The sequence below is a fragment of the Streptomyces sp. LUP47B genome (assembly GCF_001746295.1).
Lineage (GTDB): Bacteria > Actinomycetota > Actinomycetes > Streptomycetales > Streptomycetaceae > Streptomyces.
This window is the reverse complement of record NZ_MJAH01000006.1, coordinates 619,252-643,814: the sequence shown is the minus strand read 5'-3', so window position 1 is coordinate 643,814 and position 24,563 is coordinate 619,252. Positions and strand designations below refer to the sequence as shown.

Genomic DNA, 24,563 nt, shown 5'->3' with positions numbered 1-24,563 from the left:
AGATCCCTGACTCTTCTTCCCCACCCTCTTCACCCCATTAGGTGACCCCTCCCATAGGTGGCCGTACTAGGCCCTTCGCAAAGGCGTAACGCACCGCCTGCGCACGGTCCTTGATTCCCGTCTTGGCGAAGAGGTTGTTGATGTGGGTCTTCACCGTGGCGGTGGAGACATGCAGTCTTCGGGCGATCTCCTGGTTGCTCAGTCCCTCTGCGATCAGCGCCAGCACTTCGACCTCCCGTGCGGTGAGCCCGTCGGGTGCCTCCGCGGCCACCGGCTGCGGTGGCTCGGGGTCAGACAGCCGCTCCAGCAAACGACGCTGGATGCTCGGCGACAGTCCGGCGTCCCCGGAGAGCACGCTCCGCACGGCCCGCACGATCTCGTCACCTCCCGCGTCCTTGGTGAGATAGCCGCGGGCCCCCGCCTTGAGCGCGGGAAACAGCGACTCGTCGTCCGCGAACGTCGTCAGCACCACGACCTGCGTCCCGGGGTGCTCGGCGCGGATCCTCCGAGTCGCCTCCACCCCGTCACAACGAGGCATGCGCAGGTCCATCAGCACCACGTCCGGGGCGAGTTCCGCGACGAGCTCCACCGCCTCCTCGCCGTCCCCGGCCGCGCCCACCACTTCGATTCCGGGCAGCAGGCCGAGCAGCATCACGATGCCTTCGCGCACCACGGTCTGGTCGTCCGCGACCACCACCCGCGCGGGCTTCGACTCCGTCCCCTCCGTCATACCGGCACCTTCAACGTCACCACGAACCCTTCGTCGTCCGGCCCGGCGTCCAGCGAACCGCCCAGCAGTTCGGCGCGCTCCCGCATCCCCAGCAGACCGTACCCGCCTCCGGTGGAGGTGAGTTCACCCGGCGAACCGCCCGAGTCCCGCACGACCAGCATCACCCGGTCCTCGCCGTACTCCAGCCACACCCGGATCTTGGCTCCCGGCGCGTGCTTACGGACATTGGTCAGGGCCTCCTGCGCGACCCTGCGCACGGCCTGCGACGCCTCGGCCGGCAACGGTCTGCGCTCACCCGAAACGGTGGTCTCGGCTCCGTCGGCGGTCCCGACGAGCTGGGTCAGGAATTCCTCCAGCGGGGTCAGGTCCCCCCGCAGAGCCGACAACGCCTGCCGGGTCTCCGCCAGACCGTCACGCGCCATGCCCCGGGCCGCGACCACCCTTTCGAGGATCTGATCCCGGTCCGCGCCGCCCTCGATCAGCAGCCGGGCCGCCTCCAGGTGCACGAGCTGGGCCGAGAGACTGTGGGCCAGCACGTCGTGAATCTCCCGAGCGATACGGGCCCGCTCCGCGAGTGCCGCCGACTCCGCCTCGGCCGCCCGCGCGGCCCGCTCCTGGTTGAGCAGTCGCTGCGCGTTGCCGCGGGCCTCGGCGTCCAGCCGCAGAACGTAGCCGGCCAGGGCAAGCCCCGCCGTCGTGGCAAGGGTGGTCAGCCACGCGTCGTCGTTGACGGCGGCGTAGAGGGCCAGGGCGATCACGGTCACGGGCAGGGCGGCGGCGATGGGCAGCCGTTCCAGAGCGGTGATGGCGCAGCCGCACCACAGGACGAGGGCGACGACCTTGAAGTCGGCGGCCTGGGCAGCGACCGCGATCGTCAGGAGAACACCATAGAGCGCCAGGGAGGGCCAGAGCCGGTGCTCCAGAGTGGTGCGGAAGAGCGCCCAGGCGACGACCGCGGACAGGAGGACTCCCGCCACTGCGCCGAGTACGCCCCAGCCCCGTACATGGCTGCTGTTGAAAACGCCCCATAGGAGCACGGCGAGCACCAGCGAGCGCGTGACCCAGCCGAGCAGGCGCCGAGGACGCATGGTGGCCTCACGCCCGAGCGCCTCCCGCGAGGGCCAGCGGGTCCAGGCATTGTCCGTCACACGCGTTCCTTCCCCGTGGACCGGAACATGGGCTCACCGTACGCCGGGGCGGGCGCGGCGACAGGGCGCAGCGAGTGCGCTCGCCCGACGAGGATTCCGGAGCGCACGAGCAGGGTGGCCGCCAGGGCGAGCAGCAGCGCGGAAGGGTCCTGATGGACACCGAGCACCGCGCCGAGCGCGAAGAGGCCGACGCGCAGTCCGATACCGAGGGCCCAGACGGCCCCGCTCGCCTTGGTGCTCCTGCTCCACACCGCGCCGTCCGGCTCCGTCCATATACGGGTCGTCCAGGCCCAGCCGGCCCCGATGACGAGGCCGGTGAGCAGCTCGGCGGTGAGCAGGGCTACCGATGCCATGCGGTGATGGGCATCCACCAGCCCCTGCTCGCGAAGTGCCACGACGGCGAGGACGGCGGGCAACAGCCACCAGCGCCGCCCGGCGTCGATCCGGCTCGCCCGGAACTGCCGGGCGATCACCACGACCACCGCGACCACGATCAGCAACGCGTCGACGAGCCCGGACATCACAGCCTCCGTGAGCGAGGAAGGGTCTGCCGGCAGCGGACGCCGCCGACACCTTCGAAGCTACGGAAATACGCAGGTCGGGAGATCGGAGCAGGGGTGGATCACAGGTGGATCCCCAGCCACCCCGACCGTCCACCCACGGGTGGAGAGGCCGGCCCACAGCCTTGAGTGGAACCATCCGGCCACACCGCCCGACCCGGGATGCCGGGCCGACAGGAGCCGATTTCGCAGCCGCAAATCTGAAGCGGCCAGCCTGAAGCAAGTCACGCTGCAGCCTCCGCCCGCGGGGCCTTCCGCAAAGAGGGGCTCATTCCCCACCGCGAAAGCCGCGCCGACAGCGGAGGGGGCGAGGGAGACCACCTGGGGGTGCCGGCCGAGGCCCGGTTGCAGAACCGGCCTCGGCCGGCACCCCAGCACAGCGACTACGCGTCGATACGCGACCGATCAAGGGTCGCCGCCGACCCGGAGATGAACTCCTTCCGCGGCGCCACGTCATTGCCCATCAGCAGATCGAAGACCTGCTCCGCGGCCTCCAGGTCGGCGAGGTTGATCCGACGCAGAGTCCGGTGCCGCGGATCCATCGTCGTCTCGGCCAGCTGATCGGCGTCCATCTCACCCAGACCCTTGTACCGCTGGATGGAGTCCTTGTACCGGACCCCCTTGCTCTGGAACTCCAGCAGCTTCTCGCGCAGCTCACGGTCGGAGTACGTGTAGACGTACTTGTCCTGCCCCTTCTTCGGCTGGACGAGCTCGATGCGGTGCAGCGGCGGCACCGCGGCGAACACCCGGCCCGCCTCGACCATGGGCCGCATGTAGCGCTGGAACAGCGTCAAAAGCAGGCACCGGATGTGAGAGCCGTCGACGTCGGCGTCGGTCATCATGATGATCTTGCCGTAGCGGGCGGCGTCGATGTCGAAGGTCCGGCCGGAGCCTGCTCCTATGACCTGGATGATCGCACCGCACTCGACGTTCTTGAGCATGTCCGTGACGGACGACTTCTGGACGTTGAGGATCTTGCCGCGGATGGGCAGCAGCGCCTGGAACTCGGAGTTCCGGGCGAGCTTAGCCGTGCCGAGCGCGGAGTCACCCTCGACGATGAACAGCTCGCTGCGGTCGACGTCGTCGCTTCGGCAGTCGGCGAGCTTTGCGGGCAGCGAGGACGACTCCAGGGCCGTCTTCCGGCGCTGTGCGTCCTTGTGCTGACGGGCCGCGATACGCGTGCGCGCGGCGGCGACCGCCTTCTCCATGACGACCCGGGCCTGGGCCGCGTCGTCCCGCTTCGTCGACGTGAGGAACGCCTTGAGCTCCTTCGAGATCACGGTGTTCACAATGCGGCGGGCCGCCGAAGTACCGAGGACCTCCTTGGTCTGACCCTCGAACTGCGGCTCCGCGAGGCGGACGGTGACGACCGCCGTCAGGCCCTCGAGCGCGTCGTCCTTGACGATGTCGTCCTCGGCGACGCGCAGCAGCTTCTTGGCGCGCAGCACCTCGTTCATCGTCTTGGCGACGGCCTGTTCGAAGCCGGCGACATGGGTGCCACCCTTGGGCGTGGCGATGATGTTGACGAACGACTTCAGGGTGGTGTCGTAGCCCGTCCCCCACCGCATCGCTACATCCACACCGAGCTCTCGGGTGACCTCGGTGGGCGTCATCTGACCATGGTCGTCGAGGACCGGGACGGTCTCCTTGAACGTGCCCTGGCCGGAGAAGCGGAGGACGTCGTTGACCGGCTTGTCGGCGGCCAGGTACTCGCAGAACTCGCTGATGCCGCCGTCGAAGCGGAAGGACTCCTCACCCTTGCTGCCGCCCTCGCCGAGGCCGTACTCGTCGCGGACGACGATGGTCAGGCCCGGCACCAGGAACGCGGTCTGACGAGCGCGCTGGTGGAGGTTCTCCAGGGAGAGCTTGGCGTCCTTGAGGAAGATCTGCCGGTCGGCCCAGTACCGCACGCGCGTACCGGTCCGGGTCTTGGGGATCCTCTTGGTCTTGCGCAGGCCGCTCGCTGCCTCGAACTTGGCATCGGCGCCGTTCGCCGCGAAGGCACCCGGCACGCCGCGCCGGAAGCTGATCGCATGGGTGTGGCCACCACGGTCCACCTCGACGTCCAGCCGCGCGGACAGGGCGTTCACCACGGAGGCGCCCACGCCGTGCAGACCGCCGGAGGCGGCGTACGAGCCGCCGCCGAACTTGCCGCCGGCGTGCAGCTTGGTCATGACGACCTCTACACCGGACAGGCCGGTCTTGGGCTCGACGTCGACCGGGATGCCCCGGCCGTTGTCCCGGACCTCCACGGAGGCGTCGTCGTGGAGGATCACCTCGATGTGGTCGCAGTACTCGCCCAGGGCTTCGTCGACGGAGTTGTCGATGATCTCCCACAGACAGTGCATCAGGCCACGGCTGTCGGTCGAGCCGATGTACATACCCGGGCGCTTGCGTACGGCCTCGAGCCCCTCGAGGACGAGCAGGTGCCGCGCGGTGTAGTTGGAACCGTCCCGGTCTGCTCCTGCCAGCAGAGCTGTGGACGGCACGGACGTTTCGGCGGTCACGCGGTTCGCTCCTCGCTGAATTTCAGTTGGGGCCCTTCTGGGTAAGGGCGCGGCATCGGTAGCCGCCATGAGGGTACCGAGGCCTGGTAGAGCCGTTGTAACGCAACCCTCGTGCGGAAACCCAGAGTAGTCCAGGGTCGCATACCTGTTCGATCCCTCGATGGGGTGAAGTACATATCACGTTCCCTTACAGGCATGAACCATTTAGGCTCCGGGCACGTCCTCATGAACAACCGGCAACCCAGCCGGAGGACCGACCTTGACCGACAGTGCGAAACCGTAAGACACATAGACACGCAATACGGCACATTCGCCGCCAAACCGGCAGCAGCCGGCCGCCCGGAAAATTTCTCTCTGGGTGAAGCCCCGAGCGGGAACGTTTTGGGGCTGGTTGGATGTTGACCCTGGTACGACAGCTCGTCGAGCTAGAGAAGAGGCGACGTGACTACTGTTCTGACCCCCGCGAGCCCGCTGACGGCCGCTGACCGCTGCGACCGCTGCGGCGCCCAGGCGTACGTGCGCGTCGTCCTGCTCAGCGGCGGAGAACTGCTCTTCTGCGCCCACCATGGTCGCAAGTTCGAGCCGGAACTCAAGAAGATCGCCGCTGAGATACAGGACGAGACGGAGCGACTCACGTCTGTTCCGGCATCCGTATCAGAAGAAGAGCGCTGACACTTCGCGTCCACGACGAGCCAGCTCCGGCACAGGCCGGTATGAGGGCGGCTGCCCCTGTTCCCAGGGACAGCCGCCCTTGCTCATGGTTCTGCGAGGGCGCTCAGCGCCCCCGAGGTCTTGTCACGCGGTGCCGTGGCGTCCGTCGGCCGCGGTGCGGCCGTCCCGGTCCAGCGTCCGCATGACTTCGGACACACGGGTATAGACACCGGGCTGGCCCGCTCGTCCACAGCCGCTGCCCCAGGAGACCAGCCCGACCAGCTTGCCCTGGGCGACCAGCGGTCCCCCGCTGTCCCCCTGGCAGGCGTCACGACCACCCCGCTCCTCCCCGGCGCACAGCATCGTGTCGGCGAGATAGGTGCCGTCGCCGCCACTCGGATAAGCCTCCCCACAGCTCGCGTCGGACATCAGCTGCACCTGTGCCGCCCGCAGACGGCGCGCGTAGTCACCCCCGCCCGTGACGTCGCCCCAGCCGTAGACCGTGGCAAGGGTTCCCGGCGCGTACGCCGGATCGCCGGCGGCCGCCATGGCGATGACCGCGCCCTGCGGCAGCGGCTCGGCGAGCGTGAGGACGGCGAAGTCACCCGCGTTGCTCTGCGGGTCGTAGGCCGGATTCACCCGGACCTCACGTACGGCGATCTCCACCCCCTGGTCCGAGAGCAGATCCGTACGGCCCGCGATGACACGGAAGTCACTCACCTGCTCCGGCGGCGCCCCCAGGACGTCCTCGCCCATGCAGTGGGCCGCCGTGAGCACCGTGGTCGGACCGACGGCGACACCGCCACAGAACTGCCCGGCGCGCGTACCTCCGAACCGGTCACGGCTGGACAGGGCGACCGTCCAGGGCGCCTTGGACACGTCGACGGGGAATCCCCCGACGACGATGCTGTCGGCGGCCACGGGGGCGGCCGACGCCAGCGGTATGGCCGCCGCCACGGCCGCCAGAATCAGCGGCCGGGCCAACGACCGGGCAATGAGGTGACGCATGCATGCTCCTCACTCCGGGGTGGTGATCGGAAACCCAGAGTCATGCAGGGCGCCTGCGCGCGCAGCACGAAGGCCCGGCCCCTGACGGGGGACCGGGCCTTCGGTGTCGTACGACTGCGACCTAGTCGAGGTAGTCGCGCAGCACCTGCGAACGCGACGGGTGACGCAGCTTCGACATGGTCTTCGACTCGATCTGGCGGATGCGCTCGCGCGTGACGCCGTACACCTTGCCGATCTCGTCGAGGGTCTTCGGCTGACCGTCGGTGAGACCGAAGCGCATCGAGACGACACCCGCCTCGCGCTCGGACAGGGTGTCGAGGACCGAGTGCAGCTGCTCCTGGAGGAGCGTGAAGCTGACCGCGTCGGCCGGGACGACGGCCTCGGAGTCCTCGATGAGGTCACCGAACTCGCTGTCTCCGTCCTCGCCCAGCGGGGTGTGCAGCGAGATGGGCTCGCGGCCGTACTTCTGGACCTCGATGACCTTCTCGGGGGTCATGTCGAGTTCCTTGGCCAGCTCCTCCGGGGTGGGCTCGCGGCCCAGGTCCTGGAGCATCTGGCGCTGCACGCGCGCGAGCTTGTTGATGACCTCGACCATGTGCACCGGGATACGGATGGTGCGGGCCTGGTCGGCCATCGCGCGGGTGATCGCCTGACGGATCCACCAGGTGGCGTACGTGGAGAACTTGTAGCCCTTGGTGTAGTCGAACTTCTCGACCGCGCGGATCAGACCGAGGTTGCCCTCCTGGATGAGGTCCAGGAACAGCATGCCGCGGCCGGTGTAGCGCTTGGCCAGGGAGACCACCAGTCGGAGGTTGGCCTCCAGGAGGTGGTTCTTGGCGCGGCGGCCGTCCTCGGCGATGATCTCCAGCTCGCGCTTGAGCTTCGGGGCGAGCTTGTCGGCGTTGGCCAGCTTGTCCTCGGCGAACAGACCGGCCTCGATGCGCTTGGCGAGCTCGACCTCCTGCTCGGCGTTGAGCAGCGGGACCTTGCCGATCTGCTTGAGGTAGTCCTTGACCGGGTCGGCGGTGGCACCGGCAACGGCGACCTGCTGGGCCGGCGCGTCGTCCTCGTCGTCGTCGGAGAGGACGAAGCCCTTGTTCTCGGCCCCCTCCTCTTCCTCTTCACCGGGCTTGATCTCTTCGAGGACCTCGTCCTCGGCGACCTCGGCGTCGTCCTTGCCGGAGGTCGTCTTCTTGGCCGCCGTCTTCTTGGCGACCGTCTTCTTGGCGACCGCCTTCTTCGCGGTCGTCGTCTTCTTGGCTACGGCCTTCTTCACGGGCGCCTCGTCCTCGACGGAGGCTTCGGCGGCAGGCTCCGCCGGGGTGGCGGTGGCGGTGGCCTTCTTCGTGGTCACCGCCTTCGCCGCGACCGTCTTGGTGGCGGTGCGCTTGGCCGGACTCTTCGCTGCGACGCTCTTTCGGGTGCGCTTTGGCTCCGCGGCACTGACCATCAGCGTCACACCCTCTTCCTCGAGGATCTGGTTGAGGCTGCGCAGTACGTTCTTCCACTGAGTGGCCGGAATCTGGTCAGCTTCGAAGGCCCGACGCACGTCGTCGCCGGCGATCTGCCCCTCAGCCTTTCCCCGCTCAATGAGAGCCATGACAGAGACGGACTCGGCGATCTCCGGCGGGAGCGTACGGGATGTGCTGGCCGACACGAACAACCTCTCGGAACGTTGGAAAACGGCTTCCGGCCCCGTCCACGGCGGACAGGAGCCGACCATCGGCCTGGGAGTGGCCGACGGCGCGGGCGGGGGGCCGGGAAGATGCACAGCGCCTGAAACGGCGTCCGTATTCCCTCCGCGGCTGTCACCTCTTAGGTCATCGCGCTGTTCCCGCGAGCGTTACGCCCAATCTGCGTGGCCCGAGTCACACCCCGTAAGCAGCCAAAAATGGTCAGACATGGACAGACGAGGTCACGGGCCCGTCCCGACCAGCGGCGCCCCGAGTGCCGTCACCACGCCGCGCCGATCGGACCCCGCAGGATCCCCGGAGGGACCTGCGGGGTCCGACGGAGGCGGTTCGGCGGCCGAACGACACCACTGGAGGGAAGACATCCTCGGCCCTACTGCCCGCGGTGTGCGGTCAGTGCTCGCGCGGCGCCGGCACCACGCGCTCCACCTCAGGATGGACGGCGAGCAGTTGGCGCATGGCCGCTTCGGCCGCCGCACCGTCGCTGGCGGCGAGGGCGTCGGCGATCCGACCGTGGTGGGCGAGCGACGACTCGTTCGGTCGGTCACAGCCGGTGACCGGACCGCCGGAGACCTGAAGGGCAGCGGACACGATCCCGGAAAGATGCTCCAGCATGCGGTTGCCCGCGAGCTGGATGAGCAGGGAGTGGAACTCGGCGTCGGCACGGGAGAAGGTGAGCGCGTCACCCTGGCTCAGGGCGTGCCCCATGATCTCGACCATGTCGCCGAGACGCTGCTGGACGTCCGCACGGCCGTGCCCCGCGGCCAGGCGCGCGGCGAGCGGCTCGATCGTCCAGCGCAGTTCGCTCAGCTCACGGCGCTGGTCGTCGCGCTGCGGCCCGAAGGCCCGCCACTCGATGATGTCCGGGTCAAGGAGGTTCCAGTCGCTGACGGGACGCACGCGCGTGCCGACGTTCGGGCGGGCGCTGACCAGGCCCTTGGCCTCCAGGACGCGGAGCGACTCACGGACAACGGTGCGGGACACCTCGAAACGCTGGCCGATCTCCTCGGGTACCAGCGGCCGGTCGGCTCCCAGGTCACCGGAGACGATCATCTGACCCAGCTGCTGGACGAGTTGGCCGTGCAGTCCGCGCCCGCGGCTGCCTGCGGCCCGCCGGCCCACGCGGCCCAGTTCCGGGTCCGAGCCGTCCCAGATGGAGGCTCCGACGCGGCCGGCGGCCGGGGCCTCGGCGTAGGGGTAGCGGTCGAGTTCGCCCGGGCCGGCCAGACCGGAATCGGCGGAGCGGGCGGCGGTCATCATGGTGTGCGCAAGGGTACTCACGGATCCTTTGTCGGCGTTGCCTCCAACTCCCTTGAGGTCTTTGGTGAAAAGCACACGAAAGGGTGATCGCTCACACCGTCGCAATTGACGCCTTATCGGAAAGAAATGCGCTTTCATCGGGAAATTGTGCGCAGGTCGGGACCGGAAGCGCCCGGAAGGTCGTCATCGGACCCTGCTCCGCAGGGCCGTGAGCAGATATGCGCACAGCAGGGCGGTCAGCGACAACGTCAGCGCGCCGCCCACGGGTTGGGCGACCACGCGCACCACTCCGGCCAGATAGCGCTCTCCGCCGAAGGGCCACTGCAGCAGGAGAACCTCGCGCAGCCGCGCGGGAAGTCCGGCCGCCGCCCGCACGGATCCCTCGCCCAGCGCTTTCCGCACGAGAGGTACGACGAGAATCGGCACGGCAACCACCGCGGCGAGCCCGGCCGTGGTGGACCGGAAGATGCCGGCGGCCAGAACACCTGCCCAGGCGCACCCGACCACGAGCCCGAACCAACTGGCGCTCAGCGAAAACCAGTCGGCTGGAACTTCTGTGAGTTCCCGTCCGTAGACGAGATAGAGCACTTCGGCGTCGCAGCCCACCACGAGAATGGCAAGCGCCAGCGCGGTGCCGGCGGCGACGACGAGTTTCGCGGTGAGCAGCCCCAGTCGGCGGGGGACGGTTCCGCGGTCCGCGGCCAGGGCAGGGTGGCGGAACTCGTCACCGAACGCGAGCGCGCCGAGCAGCCCCGCCCCGAGCGCCGCGGGCGGCAGCGGCAGCTCCCTCGGCCATGCGGCCAGCAGCCGCGCCTGCGGAGTGTGACCGATCCGTGCCAGCAGTACGGCGGTGAGGGCGGACGTGACGAGTACGGCGGCGCCGGTGAGGAACCCGGTGCCGATCCCAGCCGCGCGGCGCAGCTCGTAGCGCAGGGGGCGCAGGGGACTGGGCGCGGACCTGACGGAGATCGGGGGCGGGAGGGGGGCCAGGGGGCCGGGGGCCCTGGGGGCTGCGGTGGGGCTCAGAGCGGCGTGATCGCTTTCCTCAGCCGGGCCGCTGTGGGTGTCCCGACTGCTGCCGGGCGCCCGGTCGGCGTCCGCTTTCGGGTCTGCGGGCACCACCTGGGCACCGTGCATGTGTGAGCCGCTCTGTGCGAAGTCGTCGTGCGCACCTGGACCGCCTGGCATTTCCGACGCGGCCACCCCAGGAGCCCCGTCACCGAGGAACTCGCCGGTCTCCGATCCCGTGACCCCCGCCCGCGGGTCCTCGGCCGCTTCTGCGGCCTCGCCCGGAAAAAGACCCGCACCGGGCCCCATGTCCCCGATCTCATCGGCGAGTTGGTGAACCAGGACGCCGTGGCGGAAAGCCGTCTCACCGACGTCGGCACATGTACTGCCGTACACGGACAGACGGTTGCCGCCTTCTCTGACGACTTCGACGGATCGGTGCGCCGTGCGGGCCTCCTTGGCGAGCAGGGCGGCGAGGCGGGCGGCGTGGGGGGTACGGACGGCCACGCGGGGGCGCAGTCTGGTGCGGGCGAACTCCGTGGCCTCCTGGTCCGCGACGAGTCGGCCTTGATCGAGGGTGATGACGTGATCTGAGGCGCACGCGGCCTCTTTGGGCTCGGACGTGGTGAACAGGACCGAGCCTCCCCGAGCGGCGTGCGCTCGCAGCATGCCGTGCAGCCAGTGGCTCTCGCGCGTGGAGAGCCCGTCGGCGGGGTCGTCCAGGACGAGCGTGTGGGGTTCCGGCAACAGGGCGCAGGCCAGGCCCAGGCGGCGATCCATGCCGCGCGACAGGGTGCCGAGCCGCTCGTCGCGCAGGCTGACGAGGCCCACCACTTCGAGCACTTCGTCGGCGCGCCGGACCGGGACGCCGGCTGCGGCGCACAGCATGCGCAGATGGCCGCGGACCGTGCGCGCGGGATGGCCGGGCACATCGCCCATGAGGACGCCGACCTCGCGCGAGGGATGCGCGATGCGATGCAGCGGGCGGCCCCTGAAGTAGGTGAGGCCACGACCCTGTTGGAGTTCGAGCATCAGTCTGAGCGCCGTCGTCTTGCCCGCCCCCGTCGCTCCGAGAAGCGCGGTGACGCGGCCCGCACGGGCTTCGAAGGACACATCGTCGACCGCGGGCGGGAAGTCCTTGCGGGAGTTGCTGGTCAGTCCGAAGGCCTGGATCACCCGTAGCAAGATAGCGCGTTATGTCCGGTTTTTGGGGCTATCACACTTCGGGGCGCAGCATTGGAGGGTTGAGAAGAGTGGCGCCGCCTGCCCGGAAGAGCTGGGCAGGGCGGCCGCCCTGTCGCGTGGTGGTGCCCCCGGTGGGGACCAGGAACCCTGGTGTGCCCGTCACCTTGCGGTGGAAGTTGCGCGGGTCCAGAGCCACGCCCCAGACCGCCTCGTACACGCGGCGCAGCTCGCCCACGGTGAACTCGGACGGGCAGAACGCGGTGGCCAGCGACGAGTACTCGATCTTCGAGCGGGCCCGTTCCACTCCGTCCGACAGGATCTGCGCATGGTCGAAGGCGAGCGGCGCGACCGGTTCCCCGTCTCGGCCGTAACCGCCCTGCTGCAACAGCTCCTCGACGGGCGCCCACCGCGCGTTGCTGGCGTCACCGCCGGCTCGTGGGGCGGGCAGGTCGGGGGCGAGGGCGAGATGGGCGACGCTCACTACCCGCATCCGGGGATCGCGCTTGGGGTCGCCGTAGGTCGCGAGCTGTTCCAGGTGTGCTCCGTTGTCCTGGACGGGGACGGCCGGGTCATGTGCGCGCAGCCCGGTCTCCTCGGCCAGCTCACGGGCCGCGGCCTGCGACAGATCCTCGTCGGCCCGTACGAAACCGCCGGGAAGTGCCCAGCGTCCCTGGAACGGCGGCTCACCCCTGCGCACCGCGAGCGCACACAGGGCGTGGCGGCGCACGGTCAGCACGACCAGGTCCACGGTGACGGCGAAGGGCGGAAAGGCTGACGGGTCGTAGGGCATGCGGCGATCATAGTCGTCTGCCTGACGATAAACACTCCCTTCGTCGGCCGCATCAGTACCTGATCCACTCTGGCTCCGCACAGGTCCGGCCCCCTGCGCCCGGCCCTTGCTGGAGGGGCGTCGTCCGAGGTCACGACCTCAGTTGCAAGCTCCCGGCGGCATCCTCGACCATGGCGAGCCCGAGTCTGCTGACCCGTACCGAGAACGGGTCCCCCGCGACCCTCAGCCCGGTCAGACCGATCTCACCGAGAGGCGCACTGCGCACGGGGCGCAACGTGACCGTCCCCGCTGGGGCGTCGGGGCGGATTCCCGCGAGGGAGCTCAGCAGCAGGACTCCCGCGGCCGCTGCCGTGGCCGCCGGGCGGCAGGCCGCCGGGTGGGGAAGGGGAGCGCCCCCCTCGGTACGCTGCTCCCCCGCGTACATCTCGGGCAGCCGGTGGCCGAAGGTCTCAGCCGCCGCCAGTAGACCCCGCAGGAGCGAGCCGGCTTCCTTTTCGTATCCGGCGGCGGACAGACCCGCGACGGCGATCGCCGTCTCGTGGACGCGTACCGCACCGGTGCGATGGCCGAACGGGTTGTATCCCGCCTCTTTCGTGCCCAGTCCGCGCAGCCCCCAGCCGGAGTCCATGACCGGGCTTCCGAGCAGCCGCGCGAGCTGCTCGGTCTGTGCCCTGTCGAGCAGGCCGGGTGCCTGTTCGCCCCCGCCCAGCAGGCCGGTGTCCAGGAGATGGACGGCCGCGGCACCGAGCTGCGGCACGAGACGTCCGTCGGGGGCACGCGCGGCCGCCGGCCGGCCACCGCCGCGGTCGTGGACCCAGAACTCCTCGCGGAAGGCCGCGCGCAGCTCGCCGGCCCACTGCCGCAGCGCCGTCCCGCCGGGTCTGTCGAACGCGTCGAGCAGATCGGCACCGAGGACGGCCGCGCGATGCGCATGCGCCTGGGTCTCACAGCGGACGGGGCCGCCGGGCTGTGGATCGCACAGATACGTCCCCTCCCCCACGGCCGCCCGCAGCCAGCGCAGACAACGCTCGGCTGTCGGGAGCAGTTCTTCTGTCTCCTGCTGGGAGAGTCCCCACCGGGAGGCCTCCGCGAGAAGGGCCGGGAAAAGCAGGGTGGCCTCGGTGCCCGTACAACCGGCCGGAAGATATGCGCCCGCGTCCCGACGCGGCCCGGGGATCATGCCGGACTGCGCTGTCCCACCCCGGAGTTGGGTGCGCGCGAGAGTGCGCAGGGTCCCGGCGGCGAGCCGGGTGCCGAGCGGCAGTGTCATGCGGGCTGCGACGAGCGCTTCGGCCGGGGCCAGGCCACAGCGCCAGGGGGCTCCGGCAGCGAGGTGGATGTCGGTGAGGTGTGCCGGGTCGCGCAGCAATAGGGACTGCAGATCGTCAATGCTCGTGTCCAGAAGCGGCTCGATCGCGGAGTGGTCTCCGGTCGCGCGGGCGGAAGCCAGGGGGCTGGTCGCCGCGCGCCCCACGGCCCGAACGGGGCCCGCCCCGTCCAGGCGTACGCGCAACTCAAGGCCGGCCGTGCCTCCGGGGGGCAGGTCGAACTCCCAGCGCAACAGACCTGCCGACGCCAGCGCGTCGGAGGGCGGTGGGTCGGCCGTGACCGACGCCCCGCCGACGGCGCAGGACCAGCGCAGGCCGGAGTCGTGGACGCTCGCGGAGAGTTCGGGTCCCGCTCGGCCCGACGCGATCGCGCCCAGGTCCGCCAGATCCGTACCGAGTGCCACCTCGACCGGCAGTCGCAGTGGGCGGACGGCGGCGCTGTGCAGCGTGATGCGCTCCGTCCCGTCCGCGTGGCGCGTGCGTTCGACGACGACGTCCGGGTCCGGGCCTCCGCCCTGGGAGACACGAGCGGTGGCCACGAAACGGGCGCGATCCGCCGCTGTCGTCCGGGCCTGGATCGCGAGAGGCTCACGGCCGGCGATACGGATCTGGCACCGGGAGAGCACGCGTCGGCCCGCCCGGTAGAAGCCTTCCAGCCCGTGACCGTTCAACTGTCCTTGATCGTTGGAAATGGCGAGGCCCGGGAGCGCCACGCAGATGATGACCGAGTGCGCCGGGGGTAGTGCGGCTGGGCCTCGGGGACCCGAAGGACGGTTCTGCGACGGCCCGGACGGGGCGGGTGAGCGCGGGCGAGAGGGACGGCTGGGGGCCGGAGGCGGAGCCCAGTCCTGCTCCGCCGGTGTAGACGAGCGCCGCGCAGGCGTCGCCGACGCAGACCGCTCCCGATCCCATGACAGCGAGGAACCAGTGTCCTCCTGGTCCTGGTCCGGCGTTGGGTTCCAGCGGTGCTCAAGCGCCGCCGAGGTGTGCCGGCTGCCGCTCGGGAACCTCGGCTCGGACATGCCGGTGGCCGTGGCCCGCGGCGGCGGACCGGCGCTTGCTTTCCCTATCGTCGACGTGGCGAGGGCGGAACGGCCGGCGTCGGTGGAGGGCGGAGTCGGCTGATGCAAGGGGCGCTTCCTCTGCACTCTGCGCGGCTCGGGCGTGTTCGGCGCCCGGTGCGTGGCTCCTGCAGGACATGGGTGCTGTGGCGGTACGGCCCGATCGGGCGTTCCGCCACTCAGGTGAACGGGACGGACCTGTTCAGGGTCACGCCCACGAGCACGGAAGCTGACCGAATGGGGGCGGCCCGGAACCGCCACCCGGCGGCACAGGCGGGACCAACCTTGTGCGACGCTCTTCCAGCGGTCGCTCATCCCTCCTCCTCGGTGGCACCCCCGGGCCGTGTGCCCTGAGGTCGGCGCACGTCGTCCTTGCCCGCGGTCCGGCGCACGTCGTCCTTGCTCGTGGTGCGACGGACGGCACCGGGACGGGTACCGCGGGCCGGTCGAGAGCGCGGGCGGGATTCCTCCGCGCAGGGCTGTCGCCCCTCCGCTTCGGCGGCATGCGGACGGGCGTCGGGGCGAGTGCCGGGACGCACACGCTTGCGCCGGCGGGAGGCAGTGGCGGGCGGTGGCACCGGCAGAGAGCGGTCGGAACCGGACGCACCCGGCGACAGCGCGTCTTCGACACCGGACGGGCACGCCGACGGCCTGTCGTTGCGGTTGCCAGGCACAGGCTTGCCAGGCACGGGCTTGCCGGCCATGAACCCGTCGGAACCGGGCGGGGTTGCCACCTGATCAGGAACGGGCGTGTTCGGCCGCACCAGGTCGTCGGTCGTCTCCACATCGTCCACATCGGCGGATTGAGTGATCTCAGCCCGCGCACGAGATTCGCGCCCCTCGCGTTCCGCGCGCAGGCAGCGGCGGATGGATTCCGGGTCCAGTCCCTCGTTGCAGGCTTGGTGCAGGAGCCGGGCGAAGAGGTAGTCGGGATCCGCACCCAGGGCCATGGCCAGCGCTTCCCTGGCCTCGATCTCGTCGCCCGCGGCCCACGCGACCCATCCGGCGAGGGTGAGCGGCGCCGCGGCATGCTCGCCGTAGGGTCCGACGCACCGGCGGGCCAATGCGCGCCACAGGCGCAGTGCCGGTCCGGCCTCCTCGACCTCCATCCACTCGGCCGCGCGGTCCCGCGTCGTGCGGTCCTGCAGGCCGAGGATGAGGTCCGCCGCTTCTTCGTGCCCCAGCAGTTCGTCGTCCCGCAGGTCGGCCTGGAGCGCGCCCGACACGGGCACTGCCTCGGCGAAGCGTGCCATGGTGCGCCTGGCCAGGCGCACCGTCTCCTCGGCCACCTCCGCCCGACCGGTCAGGTCGAGCATCCTGGGGATCAGGGCCATGCCTGCGGTGTCCAGAGCGACTTCCTGTTCCAGCGCGGCCGCGGTCTCCCAGGGCTGCAGCCTGGACCGCAATTCGCGGAGCGTGCCGCGCACCTGCAGTCCGGCGTATGTGGCCGCCGCGGCGAGCACCGAGGTGCCTGGCAGACCCATCGGAAGTCCCTCCACGGGGCAGCACTCCCCGCTCGGACAGCAGTACGACCAGTAGCGGCCGTCGGAGATGCACAACGCCTCGATCACAGGAACGTCGAGCCGGCCGCACTCCGTGCGCAGCAGGGCGGCGAGCGGCGCGAGCCGCTCCGTGATCTGCCTTCCGGTCTCACCGGCCGCAGGTTCCTGGCAGAGGTAGGCGACCATCTGCTCGGGGCGGGCGCCCCGCCGCTCGCTTCCGGTGATCAGCCCGTGGGCCAACTGCCGGGCCACGGCCGCCCAGTCGTCCTTGTTGGGGGGAATGCCGAGCCGGGCTCGCCCACCGAACCGGCCGCGGCCGCCCCGGTCGTGCAGGGCGACCAGAACGATGCTGTCCTCGGGCCGGTACCCGAGCAGGTAGGGCAGGGCGTCGGCCAGTTCACCCGGAGTCCGCAGGGTGACCTGGTGTTCGGCGCCATGTGCGTCGAATCCGACGCGGTCGCTGATCCCCGACCCGTCGTTGTTGCTTCCGTCGCTGTCCCGTCCGCCGTTATTGCCGTTTGCAGCGGATCCGGTCGTTTCGCTGGGATTCGTCATGCCCAGACGATCTCGCGGATCAAGACGTTCCGTTTGGCCCTGTGGATAAGTCCGATCAGGGCCACGACAAAGCCGTTTCCGTCGTCCACAGCCAGTCCACCGCGAGGCGCCGCTGTCGGAGGCGTCCTGTTGTATGGAGGCATGACGCACACGAGCAAGACGGAGTTGCGCGAGGCTGCCGACGGGATCCTCGTCCGGCTCGTCGGGGACAGCACCGGATCGGCGCGCCTGCGCCAGGACCAGTGGCGGGCCATCGAGGCGCTGGTCGCCGACAAGCGCCGGGCCCTGGTCGTGCAGCGCACGGGGTGGGGCAAGTCCGCGGTGTACTTCGTTGCGACGGCCCTGCTGCGCGAGCGCGGTGCCGGGCCGACCGTGATCGTCTCTCCGCTGCTCGCGCTCATGCGCAACCAGGTCGAGGCCGCCGCCCGAGCCGGCATCCACGCCCGGACCATCAACTCCTCCAACCCCGAGGAGTGGGAGACCATCCGCACCGAGGTCGCCGCGGGCACCGTGGACGTGCTGCTCGTGAGCCCCGAGCGGCTCAACAACCCGGACTTCCGCGACAACGTCCTGCCGGAACTGTCTGCCGCCACCGGCCTTCTCGTTGTCGACGAGGCGCACTGCATCTCCGACTGGGGACATGACTTCCGCCCCGACTACCGCCGTCTGCGCACCATGCTCACCGATCTCCCTCCCGGCGTGCCCGTGCTGGCCACCACGGCCACGGCCAATGCCCGGGTCACCGCGGACGTGGCGGAGCAGTTGGGAACCGGCACCAGCTCGGACGCACTGGTATTGCGCGGCCCGTTGGACCGCGAGAGCCTCAGCCTCGGCGTGCTCCAGCTCCCCGACGCCGCCCACCGGCTGGCCTGGCTCGCCGATCATCTGAACGACCTGCCGGGCTCCGGGATCATCTACACGCTGACGGTCGCCGCCGCTGAGGAGATCACCGCCTTCCTGCAGCAGTGCGGGCACACGGTCGCCTCGTACACGGGAAAGACGGAGAACGCCGAACGCCAGCAGGCCGAGGAAGCCCTCCTCGCGAACAAGGTCAAGGCACTGGTGGCCACCTCCGCGCTCGGCATGGGGTTCGACAAACCCGACCTCGGCTTCGTCGTCCACGTCGGTTCGCCGTCCTCCCCCATCGCCTACTACCAGCAGGTCGGCCGCGCCGGACGCGGCGTCGAGCACGCCGAGGTGCTGCTCCTTCCCGGCCGCGAGGACGAGGCGATCTGGTCGTACTTCGCCTCCGTCGCGTTCCCGCCCGAAGAATCCGTACGGCGCACCCTCGACACCCTCGCCCGAGCGGACCGGCCACTGTCACTGCCCGCGCTCGAACCGCTGGTGGAGCTCAACCGCACCCGCTTGGAGATCATGCTCAAGGTGCTGGACGTGGACGGTGCGGTCCACCGGGTCAAGGGCGGCTGGATCGCCACCGGAGCGCCCTGGTCGTACGACAGCGAGCGCTATGCCTGGGTCGCCAAGCAGCGCGCCACCGAGCAGCAGGCCATGCGCGACTACGCCACCACCACGGGCTGCCGTATGGAGTTCCTGAGGCGGCAGCTGGACGACGAGCAGGCGGCCCCCTGCGGCCGCTGCGACAACTGCGCGGGGCCCCGCTTCACCATCGACATCTCCTCGGCCGCCCTGGACACGGCTGGCGGCTCGCTCGCCCGCGCCGGTGTCGTGGTGGAGCCCCGCCGAATGTGGCCCACAGGGCTCCCGGCCATCGGCGTCGACCTCAAGGGCCGTATTCCGCCCAGCGAACAGGCCTTGCCGGGCCGGGCGCTGGGGCGGATGTCGGACATCGGCTGGGGCAACCGTCTCCGCCCGCTGCTCGCGCCCCGGGCTCCGGACGCTCCCGCCCCCGACGACGTGGCGAACGCCGTCGTGACCGTGCTGGCCGACTGGGCCAAGTCGCCCGACGGTTGGGCGTCCGGCGCCCCGGACGCACCGGCCCGCCCGGTCGGGGTGGTCACCGTTCCCTCGCGCAGCCGGCCTCAGTTGGTCACCTCCCTCGGGAGCCGGATCTCCGATGTCGGCCGCATCCCGTTCCTGGGATCCCTCGCCTACACGGAGCACTCCGACGACCGCATGCTGCCCCGCTCCAACAGCGCCCAGCGCCTGCGGGCCCTGTACGGAGCGCTCATCGTGCCCCCGGCCCTGCGAGAGGCGCTGCAGGAAGCCGGGGGCCCGGTGCTGCTCGTAGACGACATGACCGAGACCGGCTGGACCCTCGCGGTCGCCGCCCGGCTGCTGCTGCGGTCAGGTGCCCAGGGGGTGTTGCCCCTCGTGCTGGCCGTACGTGGCTGAGCGGACACCGGAGGCGACAGCGCGCCACGCGCGCGTACCGACGCGGCCCTTGAACGGCCGAGCTCGGACGTCCCTGGCATCGCCGGTAAAACACTGGGTAGGGATATAAGCCACTAACCGTCAGATTCGGGTCGGTGGACCCAATTGCTCGTTGCCGCAACCAAGTTCGACAGGAAGAATTGAGGTCCGCTCCCCGCACGGCTCGTCCGTTGACCGGTAGGGCTCTCCTGCGGTGCGCGCTCCCCCGAATCCGACCCCGCCCGCCGTATGGGCGCGTAGCCGAAGGGAGGACCGTGACCTTCGGATTCGCTCCGTCCTCCGCGGCGTCCACGTCGTCAGCCGACCTGTCCGCCGCATCCGCCAACCCTCTGGCCCGTCTGCTCGAACCCGCCGAGTGGGCCGAGGCCGGCATCCCACTGCTGCGCAATCCGCGCGAGGTCGTCAGCGGGCTGCACTCCCGGCACCGCCCCAAACCGGCAACCGCGATCGTGGCGGTCCTCGACCCGGACGAACGACTGCGGGCGAGTGCCTCGTTCACGCGCCGTCCGGCACCGGCCGACGGCTGGATGTTCCGGAACACGCTGCTTGCCCAGTTGCGCCGGGTCATCCCGCACGACCTGCGGCGCCGCACCCCCGTGCGCACCGCTGTGCTGCTCTACTGCCGTGAGGGCGACGCGCGTTGGACGGAGGAGGACGGCGCGTGGATGTGGGGCCTGCGTGACGCCTGCACTTTGCACGGGCTGCGCTGCGGGGCGTACATCACGCTGACGCGCGACGGCTGGCAGGTGCTCGGTGAGGGACGCGGTGGACGTCGGCCGAACGCGGACTCCGCGCCGGAGCCGTTCGCCACGTCCGAGTCACCACCCCTGCTGCCACGCACCGGCGGCGCCGCCTCGGAGGTCCTGCGCCGCGTGGCGGCGCGCTGAGAGCTGAGCGCCGAGACTGGCCCGGTCGCCGTTCTTCGGCCGTACGCCCCCGGCCGTACGGCCCACGACATCGTGGCCCGCCGGGCACACGCGTGGCGCGGTTCGCGGGGGGACACCCGCTCGAACACGCGCATACCGAAGGGCTCACCGTGCAGGTGCCGCGCAGGCGGCACCTTTCACCACCCCCGGCGTTCCTCCGACCGGACGTACCGGAACGGGCTCAGACTCCGGCGCCCAGCACCGAGTTGATCTGCTGCGGGTCGCCGCAGACGATCAGCAGGGCGCCGGCCCGGGCGTGGGCCAGTGGCAGGGCCTCGGCGGCAGCGGTGGCGGAACCGCCGTTGACGGCGACCACGACCACCGGACGGGACGCGGCACGCGAGACCACCGTGGCGTCCGCGTAGAACACGTCGTCACCGGCGTCGTGCTGCGCCCAGTAGGCGGCTTCACCGAAGGACAGCTCATGGGCGGCCCACGGATGGTGTTCGCCAGTGGTGATCACCAGCACCTCACCGGGGGCGCGGCCCGACTCCAGCAGGAGGTCTACGGCTTCCTCCGCAGCGTCGAGCGCACCGGCGGCCGAGGCCGGGATGAGCTGGATCTGCGGGGCGGCCGAAGCTGAAGCCGGGGCTGGAGTCGCGGCGGTGGCAGGGGCAGCGGGGCCCGGCACTCCGGGCTTGGCCACGGCGACGTCGTGCGGCGTCCGCTGCACCGGCGGCGCGGGCCGCAGCGGGCCGGGGCGACCGGGGCGCGGCGGAGCCGCGGGGCGTGGACCGGGTACGGGACGAGGGGTCGGCGCGGTGCGGCCGCTGGCCGGAGTGGCGCGGGGACCCTGGGCACTCTCGTGAATCTGAGGCTCCTCGGGAATGAGAGGCATGGGCTGATGTTTATCAAACGTTGGTGCGGCTCGCGTCAGCGGGTGGCACATCAGTGCGAGCGGAATCGTCAGAAGTCGAAGCCGAGCTGGCCCTCGATCTCCGGAACGCTTCCGTCCGCCCAGCTGCGGACCTTCTTGAGGTGCCGCCACTGAGGCAGCGCATCAAGATACGCCCACGACAACCGGTGGTACGGGGTGGGGCCCCGAACCTCCAACGCGGCCTTGTGCACGGGCGACGGATACCCGGCGTTGGCCGCGAAACCGAAGTCTGCATGGTCGATACCCAGTTCGGCCATCATTTTGTCGCGCTGAACCTTGGCGATCACCGAGGCCGCCGCGACCGCCACACAGGACTGGTCGCCCTTGATGACGGTCCGGACATTCCAGGGCGCTCCGAGATAGTTGTGCTTCCCGTCGAGGATCACCGCGTCCGGCCGGACCGGGAGTGCCTCCAGGGCGCGCACGGCGGCGATCCGCAGGGCGGCCGTCATCCCCAGGTCGTCGATCTCTTCATGACTCGCGTGTCCCAGGGCGTACGACGTCACCCATGTCCGCAGAATCTCTGCGAGTTCGGTACGGCGTTTGACGCTGAGCAGCTTGGAGTCGGTGAGGCCTTGGGGCGGTCGACGCAGCCCGGTGACGGCCGCGCAGACGGTGACGGGGCCGGCCCAGGCACCTCGCCCCACCTCGTCGACACCGGCAATGATCTTCGCTCCAGTCGTGGCGCGAAGGGAGCGCTCGACGGTGTGAGTAGGTGGTTCGTACGGCATGGCGCCCTTAGCCTACGCCGCTCGGATCACCCTGCGACACCCGGATTCCCCTGACGGCGTCCGGACGTCCGCGATCAGCGCTCACCGTCCGGCCTTCCGCAGCAGCGGCAGCAGGAATTGGTCGATCATCTCTTCGACATCCCGGTCGTTCCATTCGCTGCCGCGCATCTTGGAGCGATACATCATCATGGCGGGGATGGCATCGAAGACATAGTCGTTCGCCGCGTCAGGCCGCACCTCGCCCCGCTTTATTCCGCGGTTGACGATCTCGCGAAGCAGCCTGACGCTCGGCTCCACGACCCCGTTGAAGATCACGGCATGGAAGCGTTCCGCCTGAGCCTGATCGCATTCGTGAATGACTGCGCGCAGCGCGAAGCCGGGCCGCGAGAACATCGCTTCGCGCGCTTGGCGACACAGTTCGAGCAAGTCCTCGCGCACCCCACCGAGGTCAGGCGCCTCCTCGAAACGCGGCAGCCCGGCCCGAAGGGCGTCTGCGACCAAATCCTCCTTGGACGGCCAGCGGCGATATACCGCGGCCTTTCCGGTCTGGGCTCCGGCGGCGACACCTTCCATCGTGAGGCCGTTCCAGCCGACCGTGCTGAGCTGCTCCAGCGCGGCGTCGAGGATCGCACGCTCCAGCACGGCGCCGCGCCGACGGAGGGAGGCCGCCTGAGCGGGGGCGGCCGTCCAGCGCGAGGTAACCATCTGAGTGACTCCAGCGAACAGGGAAGCGGGGATTCCGGGGAGGGACGGGACACCGCGCGGCGACACAGGGGGACACGCCGCGCGCCAACGAACTTAAGTGAACGCTTGCGTTCACTACGAGGGACTCACTACCGTTGACGCAACAGTGAACGCCATCGTTCACTAACGCGCTTGTGGGGGACCCATAGTGACAACCTCTCAGTTGATCAAGGATCAGAAACCAGGTGCGGCCCGCAGGGAAGGGCGACCCGGCATCGCGCTCGCCGTCATCGCGGCCTGCCAACTCATGGTGGTACTCGACGCGACGATTGTGAACATCGCGCTGCCACACATTCAAGACGCTCTCAAGTTCAGCACCACCGACCTCACCTGGGTCGTCAGCGCCTACACGCTCACCTTCGGTGGCCTGCTCCTTCTGGGCGGCCGCGCGGGCGACATCCTCGGGCGCCGCCGGGTCTTCATGACCGGCATCCTGCTGTTCACCTTCGCCTCGCTGCTCGGGGGACTCGCCCAGGAGCCCTGGCAACTGCTGGCCGCCCGTGTCCTGCAGGGCGTGGGTGGCGCGATCGCGTCGCCCACCTCGCTGGCGCTGATCACCACCACGTTCCCCGAAGGGCCCGAGCGCAACCGGGCCTTCGGTGTCTTCGCCGCCGTCTCCGCGGGTGGCGGTGCCATAGGCCTGCTGGCGGGAGGCATGCTCACCGAGTGGCTCGACTGGCGATGGGTGCTCTTCGTCAACGTGCCCATCGGCGTGCTGATCGCGGTACTCACCCCGCTGTACATCAGCGAGTCCGAGCGCCACAGCGGCCGCTTCGACATCGCGGGCGCCCTGACCTCCACGGGAGGCATGGCCCTGCTCGTCTACGGCTTCATCCGCGCCGCCGACGAAGGCTGGCGGGACAACCTGACCATCGGGTCCTTCGGCGTCGCCGTGGTGCTGCTGCTCGCCTTCGCGTTCATCGAGTCGCGCGCCAAGGAGCCGATCACCCCTCTGCGGATGTTCGCCGACCGCAATCGCTCGGGCACGTACGTGATCATGCTGAGTCTCGCCGCCGCGATGTTCGGCATGTTCTTCTACATCGTGCTGTTCGTCCAGAACGTGCTGGACTACAGCCCGATCCAGGCCGGTCTCGCCTTCCTGCCCGTGACGGTCGTGATCGCGCTGGGAGCAGGCCTGTCTCAGCGATTCCTGCCGGTGCTCGGCCCCAAGCCGTTCATGCTCACGGGTTCGGCGCTCGCGGTGACCGGGCTCGCCTGGCAGGCCCTCATCAGTTCCGACAGCTCCTACGTCGGTGGAGTTCTCGGACCCATGCTGATCTTCGGATTCGGCATGGGCCTGAACTTCGTGACGCTGACGATCACCGCGGTCTCCGGCGTCGCCCAGCATGAGGCCGGCGCGGCCTCTGGGCTGCTCAACACCACACAGCAGGTGGGCGGTTCGCTCGGTCTGTCCATCCTGACGACGGTGTTCGGGTCGGCCAGCAAGGACGAGGCCGAGAAGCAGCTGCCGCACTTCATGGCTGACGGTTCGGCGGAGCAGAAGGCGGAGTTCGCCAAGTCCCACCAGCTGCCCGCCCCGTGGGGGCACGAAGTGCTCGCCCAGGGCATCTCGTCGGGCTTCGTGGCGGCTGCCTCGATGGCCGTACTCGCCCTGGCCACCGCCTGGTTGGTGATCAAGGTCCGCAAGAGTGACCTGGAGGCACTCGCCGGCACGGCGGGTCCGGGCGTCGGCTGATGGAGCCGGGCTCACGCTGAGCAGCGGATGGCCGGGCCGGGCCCGGAGGATCGACGGCGAGGACGAGAGTCCGGCCATCCGCACGACAAGCACCGTCCTCAGCAGGGCGAGCACCGCCAACCACCCCATGCCACACCCCCGCGCCTCTCACGTGTCTTCTGCGTGCACCGGCCCATCCGTCGCACGGCAACTGCCACTGCAACGAGCGGGCGATTACGCAGAGTTCCCACCATGTACGGAGAGTTTTCGGGCG

18 protein-coding genes are annotated in these 24,563 nt (G+C 70.1%); 4 read left to right on the top strand and 14 right to left on the bottom strand.

Annotation, left to right across the window (positions count from 1 at the left end; all coding sequences use genetic code 11):
• Positions 1-37: 37 nt before the first annotated feature.
• The 4 genes from BFN33_RS21060 to BFN33_RS21045 all read right to left on the bottom strand — a co-directional run bounded on the left by BFN33_RS21060 (position 38) and on the right by BFN33_RS21045 (position 4,945).
• Complete coding sequence (locus BFN33_RS21060) at positions 38-730, bottom strand: response regulator transcription factor (RefSeq protein ID WP_069761616.1); 693 nt, start codon at positions 728-730, stop codon at positions 38-40.
• Entirely contained in the window at positions 727-1,878 is a 1,152-nt protein-coding gene (locus tag BFN33_RS21055) for a histidine kinase (RefSeq protein ID WP_069761615.1), read from the bottom strand. Before BFN33_RS21055 ends, BFN33_RS21060 begins: the two co-directional genes overlap by 4 nt.
• The gene (locus tag BFN33_RS21050; RefSeq protein WP_069761614.1) at positions 1,875-2,399 is read right to left on the bottom strand and encodes a DUF1453 family protein; all 525 of its coding nucleotides are present in this window, start codon (positions 2,397-2,399) and stop codon (positions 1,875-1,877) included. The genes BFN33_RS21055 and BFN33_RS21050 overlap by 4 nt, the downstream gene beginning before the upstream one ends.
• Before the next feature lie 422 nt (positions 2,400-2,821).
• Positions 2,822-4,945: a type IIA DNA topoisomerase subunit B gene (locus BFN33_RS21045; protein WP_069761613.1), complete on the bottom strand. Its 2,124-nt coding sequence runs from the start codon at positions 4,943-4,945 to the stop codon at positions 2,822-2,824.
• Positions 4,946-5,386: 441 nt separating this feature from the next.
• On the opposite strand from BFN33_RS21045, the gene BFN33_RS21040 reads away from it, so the two are divergent.
• Positions 5,387-5,617 carry a hypothetical protein gene (locus BFN33_RS21040; protein ID WP_057611313.1) on the top strand — a complete coding sequence of 77 codons (231 nt, stop codon included), beginning with the start codon at positions 5,387-5,389 and terminating at the stop codon, positions 5,615-5,617.
• A gap of 123 nt (positions 5,618-5,740) precedes the next feature.
• Here the strand turns inward: BFN33_RS21040 and BFN33_RS21035 are convergent, their stop codons facing one another.
• The 7 genes from BFN33_RS21035 to BFN33_RS21000 all read right to left on the bottom strand — a co-directional run bounded on the left by BFN33_RS21035 (position 5,741) and on the right by BFN33_RS21000 (position 16,984).
• Positions 5,741-6,604 (bottom strand): serine protease, encoded by an 864-nt coding sequence (locus tag BFN33_RS21035; RefSeq protein ID WP_069761612.1) that lies wholly within the window; start codon positions 6,602-6,604, stop codon positions 5,741-5,743.
• A 121-nt stretch (positions 6,605-6,725) separates the two neighbouring features.
• Positions 6,726-8,261 (bottom strand): RNA polymerase sigma factor, encoded by a 1,536-nt coding sequence (locus BFN33_RS21030; protein ID WP_069761890.1) that lies wholly within the window; start codon positions 8,259-8,261, stop codon positions 6,726-6,728.
• Between the two features lie 427 nt (positions 8,262-8,688).
• A complete protein-coding gene (locus BFN33_RS21025; protein WP_079140905.1) occupies positions 8,689-9,576 on the bottom strand; it encodes a FadR/GntR family transcriptional regulator in 888 nt (295 codons plus the stop codon).
• Positions 9,577-9,738: 162 nt separating this feature from the next.
• Positions 9,739-11,739, bottom strand: coding sequence for an ATP-binding cassette domain-containing protein (locus BFN33_RS21020; protein ID WP_069761610.1), 2,001 nt, complete (start codon positions 11,737-11,739; stop codon positions 9,739-9,741).
• A 40-nt stretch (positions 11,740-11,779) separates the two neighbouring features.
• Positions 11,780-12,538 carry an NUDIX domain-containing protein gene (locus BFN33_RS21015; RefSeq protein ID WP_069761609.1) on the bottom strand — a complete coding sequence of 253 codons (759 nt, stop codon included), beginning with the start codon at positions 12,536-12,538 and terminating at the stop codon, positions 11,780-11,782.
• 130 nt (positions 12,539-12,668) lie between these two features.
• Positions 12,669-14,585 (bottom strand): glycogen debranching N-terminal domain-containing protein, encoded by a 1,917-nt coding sequence (locus BFN33_RS21010; RefSeq protein WP_079140938.1) that lies wholly within the window; start codon positions 14,583-14,585, stop codon positions 12,669-12,671.
• Positions 14,586-15,238: 653 nt separating this feature from the next.
• The gene (locus tag BFN33_RS21000) at positions 15,239-16,984 is read right to left on the bottom strand and encodes a DUF4192 domain-containing protein (protein ID WP_069761606.1); all 1,746 of its coding nucleotides are present in this window, start codon (positions 16,982-16,984) and stop codon (positions 15,239-15,241) included.
• A gap of 141 nt (positions 16,985-17,125) precedes the next feature.
• On the opposite strand from BFN33_RS21000, the gene BFN33_RS20995 reads away from it, so the two are divergent.
• Positions 17,126-19,297 (top strand): RecQ family ATP-dependent DNA helicase, encoded by a 2,172-nt coding sequence (locus BFN33_RS20995; RefSeq protein ID WP_069761605.1) that lies wholly within the window; start codon positions 17,126-17,128, stop codon positions 19,295-19,297.
• A gap of 293 nt (positions 19,298-19,590) precedes the next feature.
• Positions 19,591-20,223: a hypothetical protein gene (locus BFN33_RS20990; RefSeq protein ID WP_069761604.1), complete on the top strand. Its 633-nt coding sequence runs from the start codon at positions 19,591-19,593 to the stop codon at positions 20,221-20,223.
• A gap of 220 nt (positions 20,224-20,443) precedes the next feature.
• Here the strand turns inward: BFN33_RS20990 and BFN33_RS20985 are convergent, their stop codons facing one another.
• From BFN33_RS20985 to BFN33_RS20975, 3 genes are all read right to left on the bottom strand, one after another.
• Positions 20,444-21,100, bottom strand: coding sequence for a hypothetical protein (locus BFN33_RS20985; protein WP_079140904.1), 657 nt, complete (start codon positions 21,098-21,100; stop codon positions 20,444-20,446).
• A gap of 68 nt (positions 21,101-21,168) precedes the next feature.
• The gene (locus BFN33_RS20980; protein ID WP_069761602.1) at positions 21,169-21,870 is read right to left on the bottom strand and encodes a ribonuclease HII; all 702 of its coding nucleotides are present in this window, start codon (positions 21,868-21,870) and stop codon (positions 21,169-21,171) included.
• A gap of 81 nt (positions 21,871-21,951) precedes the next feature.
• Entirely contained in the window at positions 21,952-22,575 is a 624-nt protein-coding gene (locus tag BFN33_RS20975; protein WP_069761601.1) for a TetR/AcrR family transcriptional regulator, read from the bottom strand.
• A 187-nt stretch (positions 22,576-22,762) separates the two neighbouring features.
• Between BFN33_RS20975 and BFN33_RS20970 the strand changes: the two genes are divergently transcribed.
• Positions 22,763-24,310, top strand: coding sequence for an MFS transporter (locus BFN33_RS20970; protein WP_069761600.1), 1,548 nt, complete (start codon positions 22,763-22,765; stop codon positions 24,308-24,310).
• The last annotated feature ends 253 nt before the right edge of the window (positions 24,311-24,563 follow it).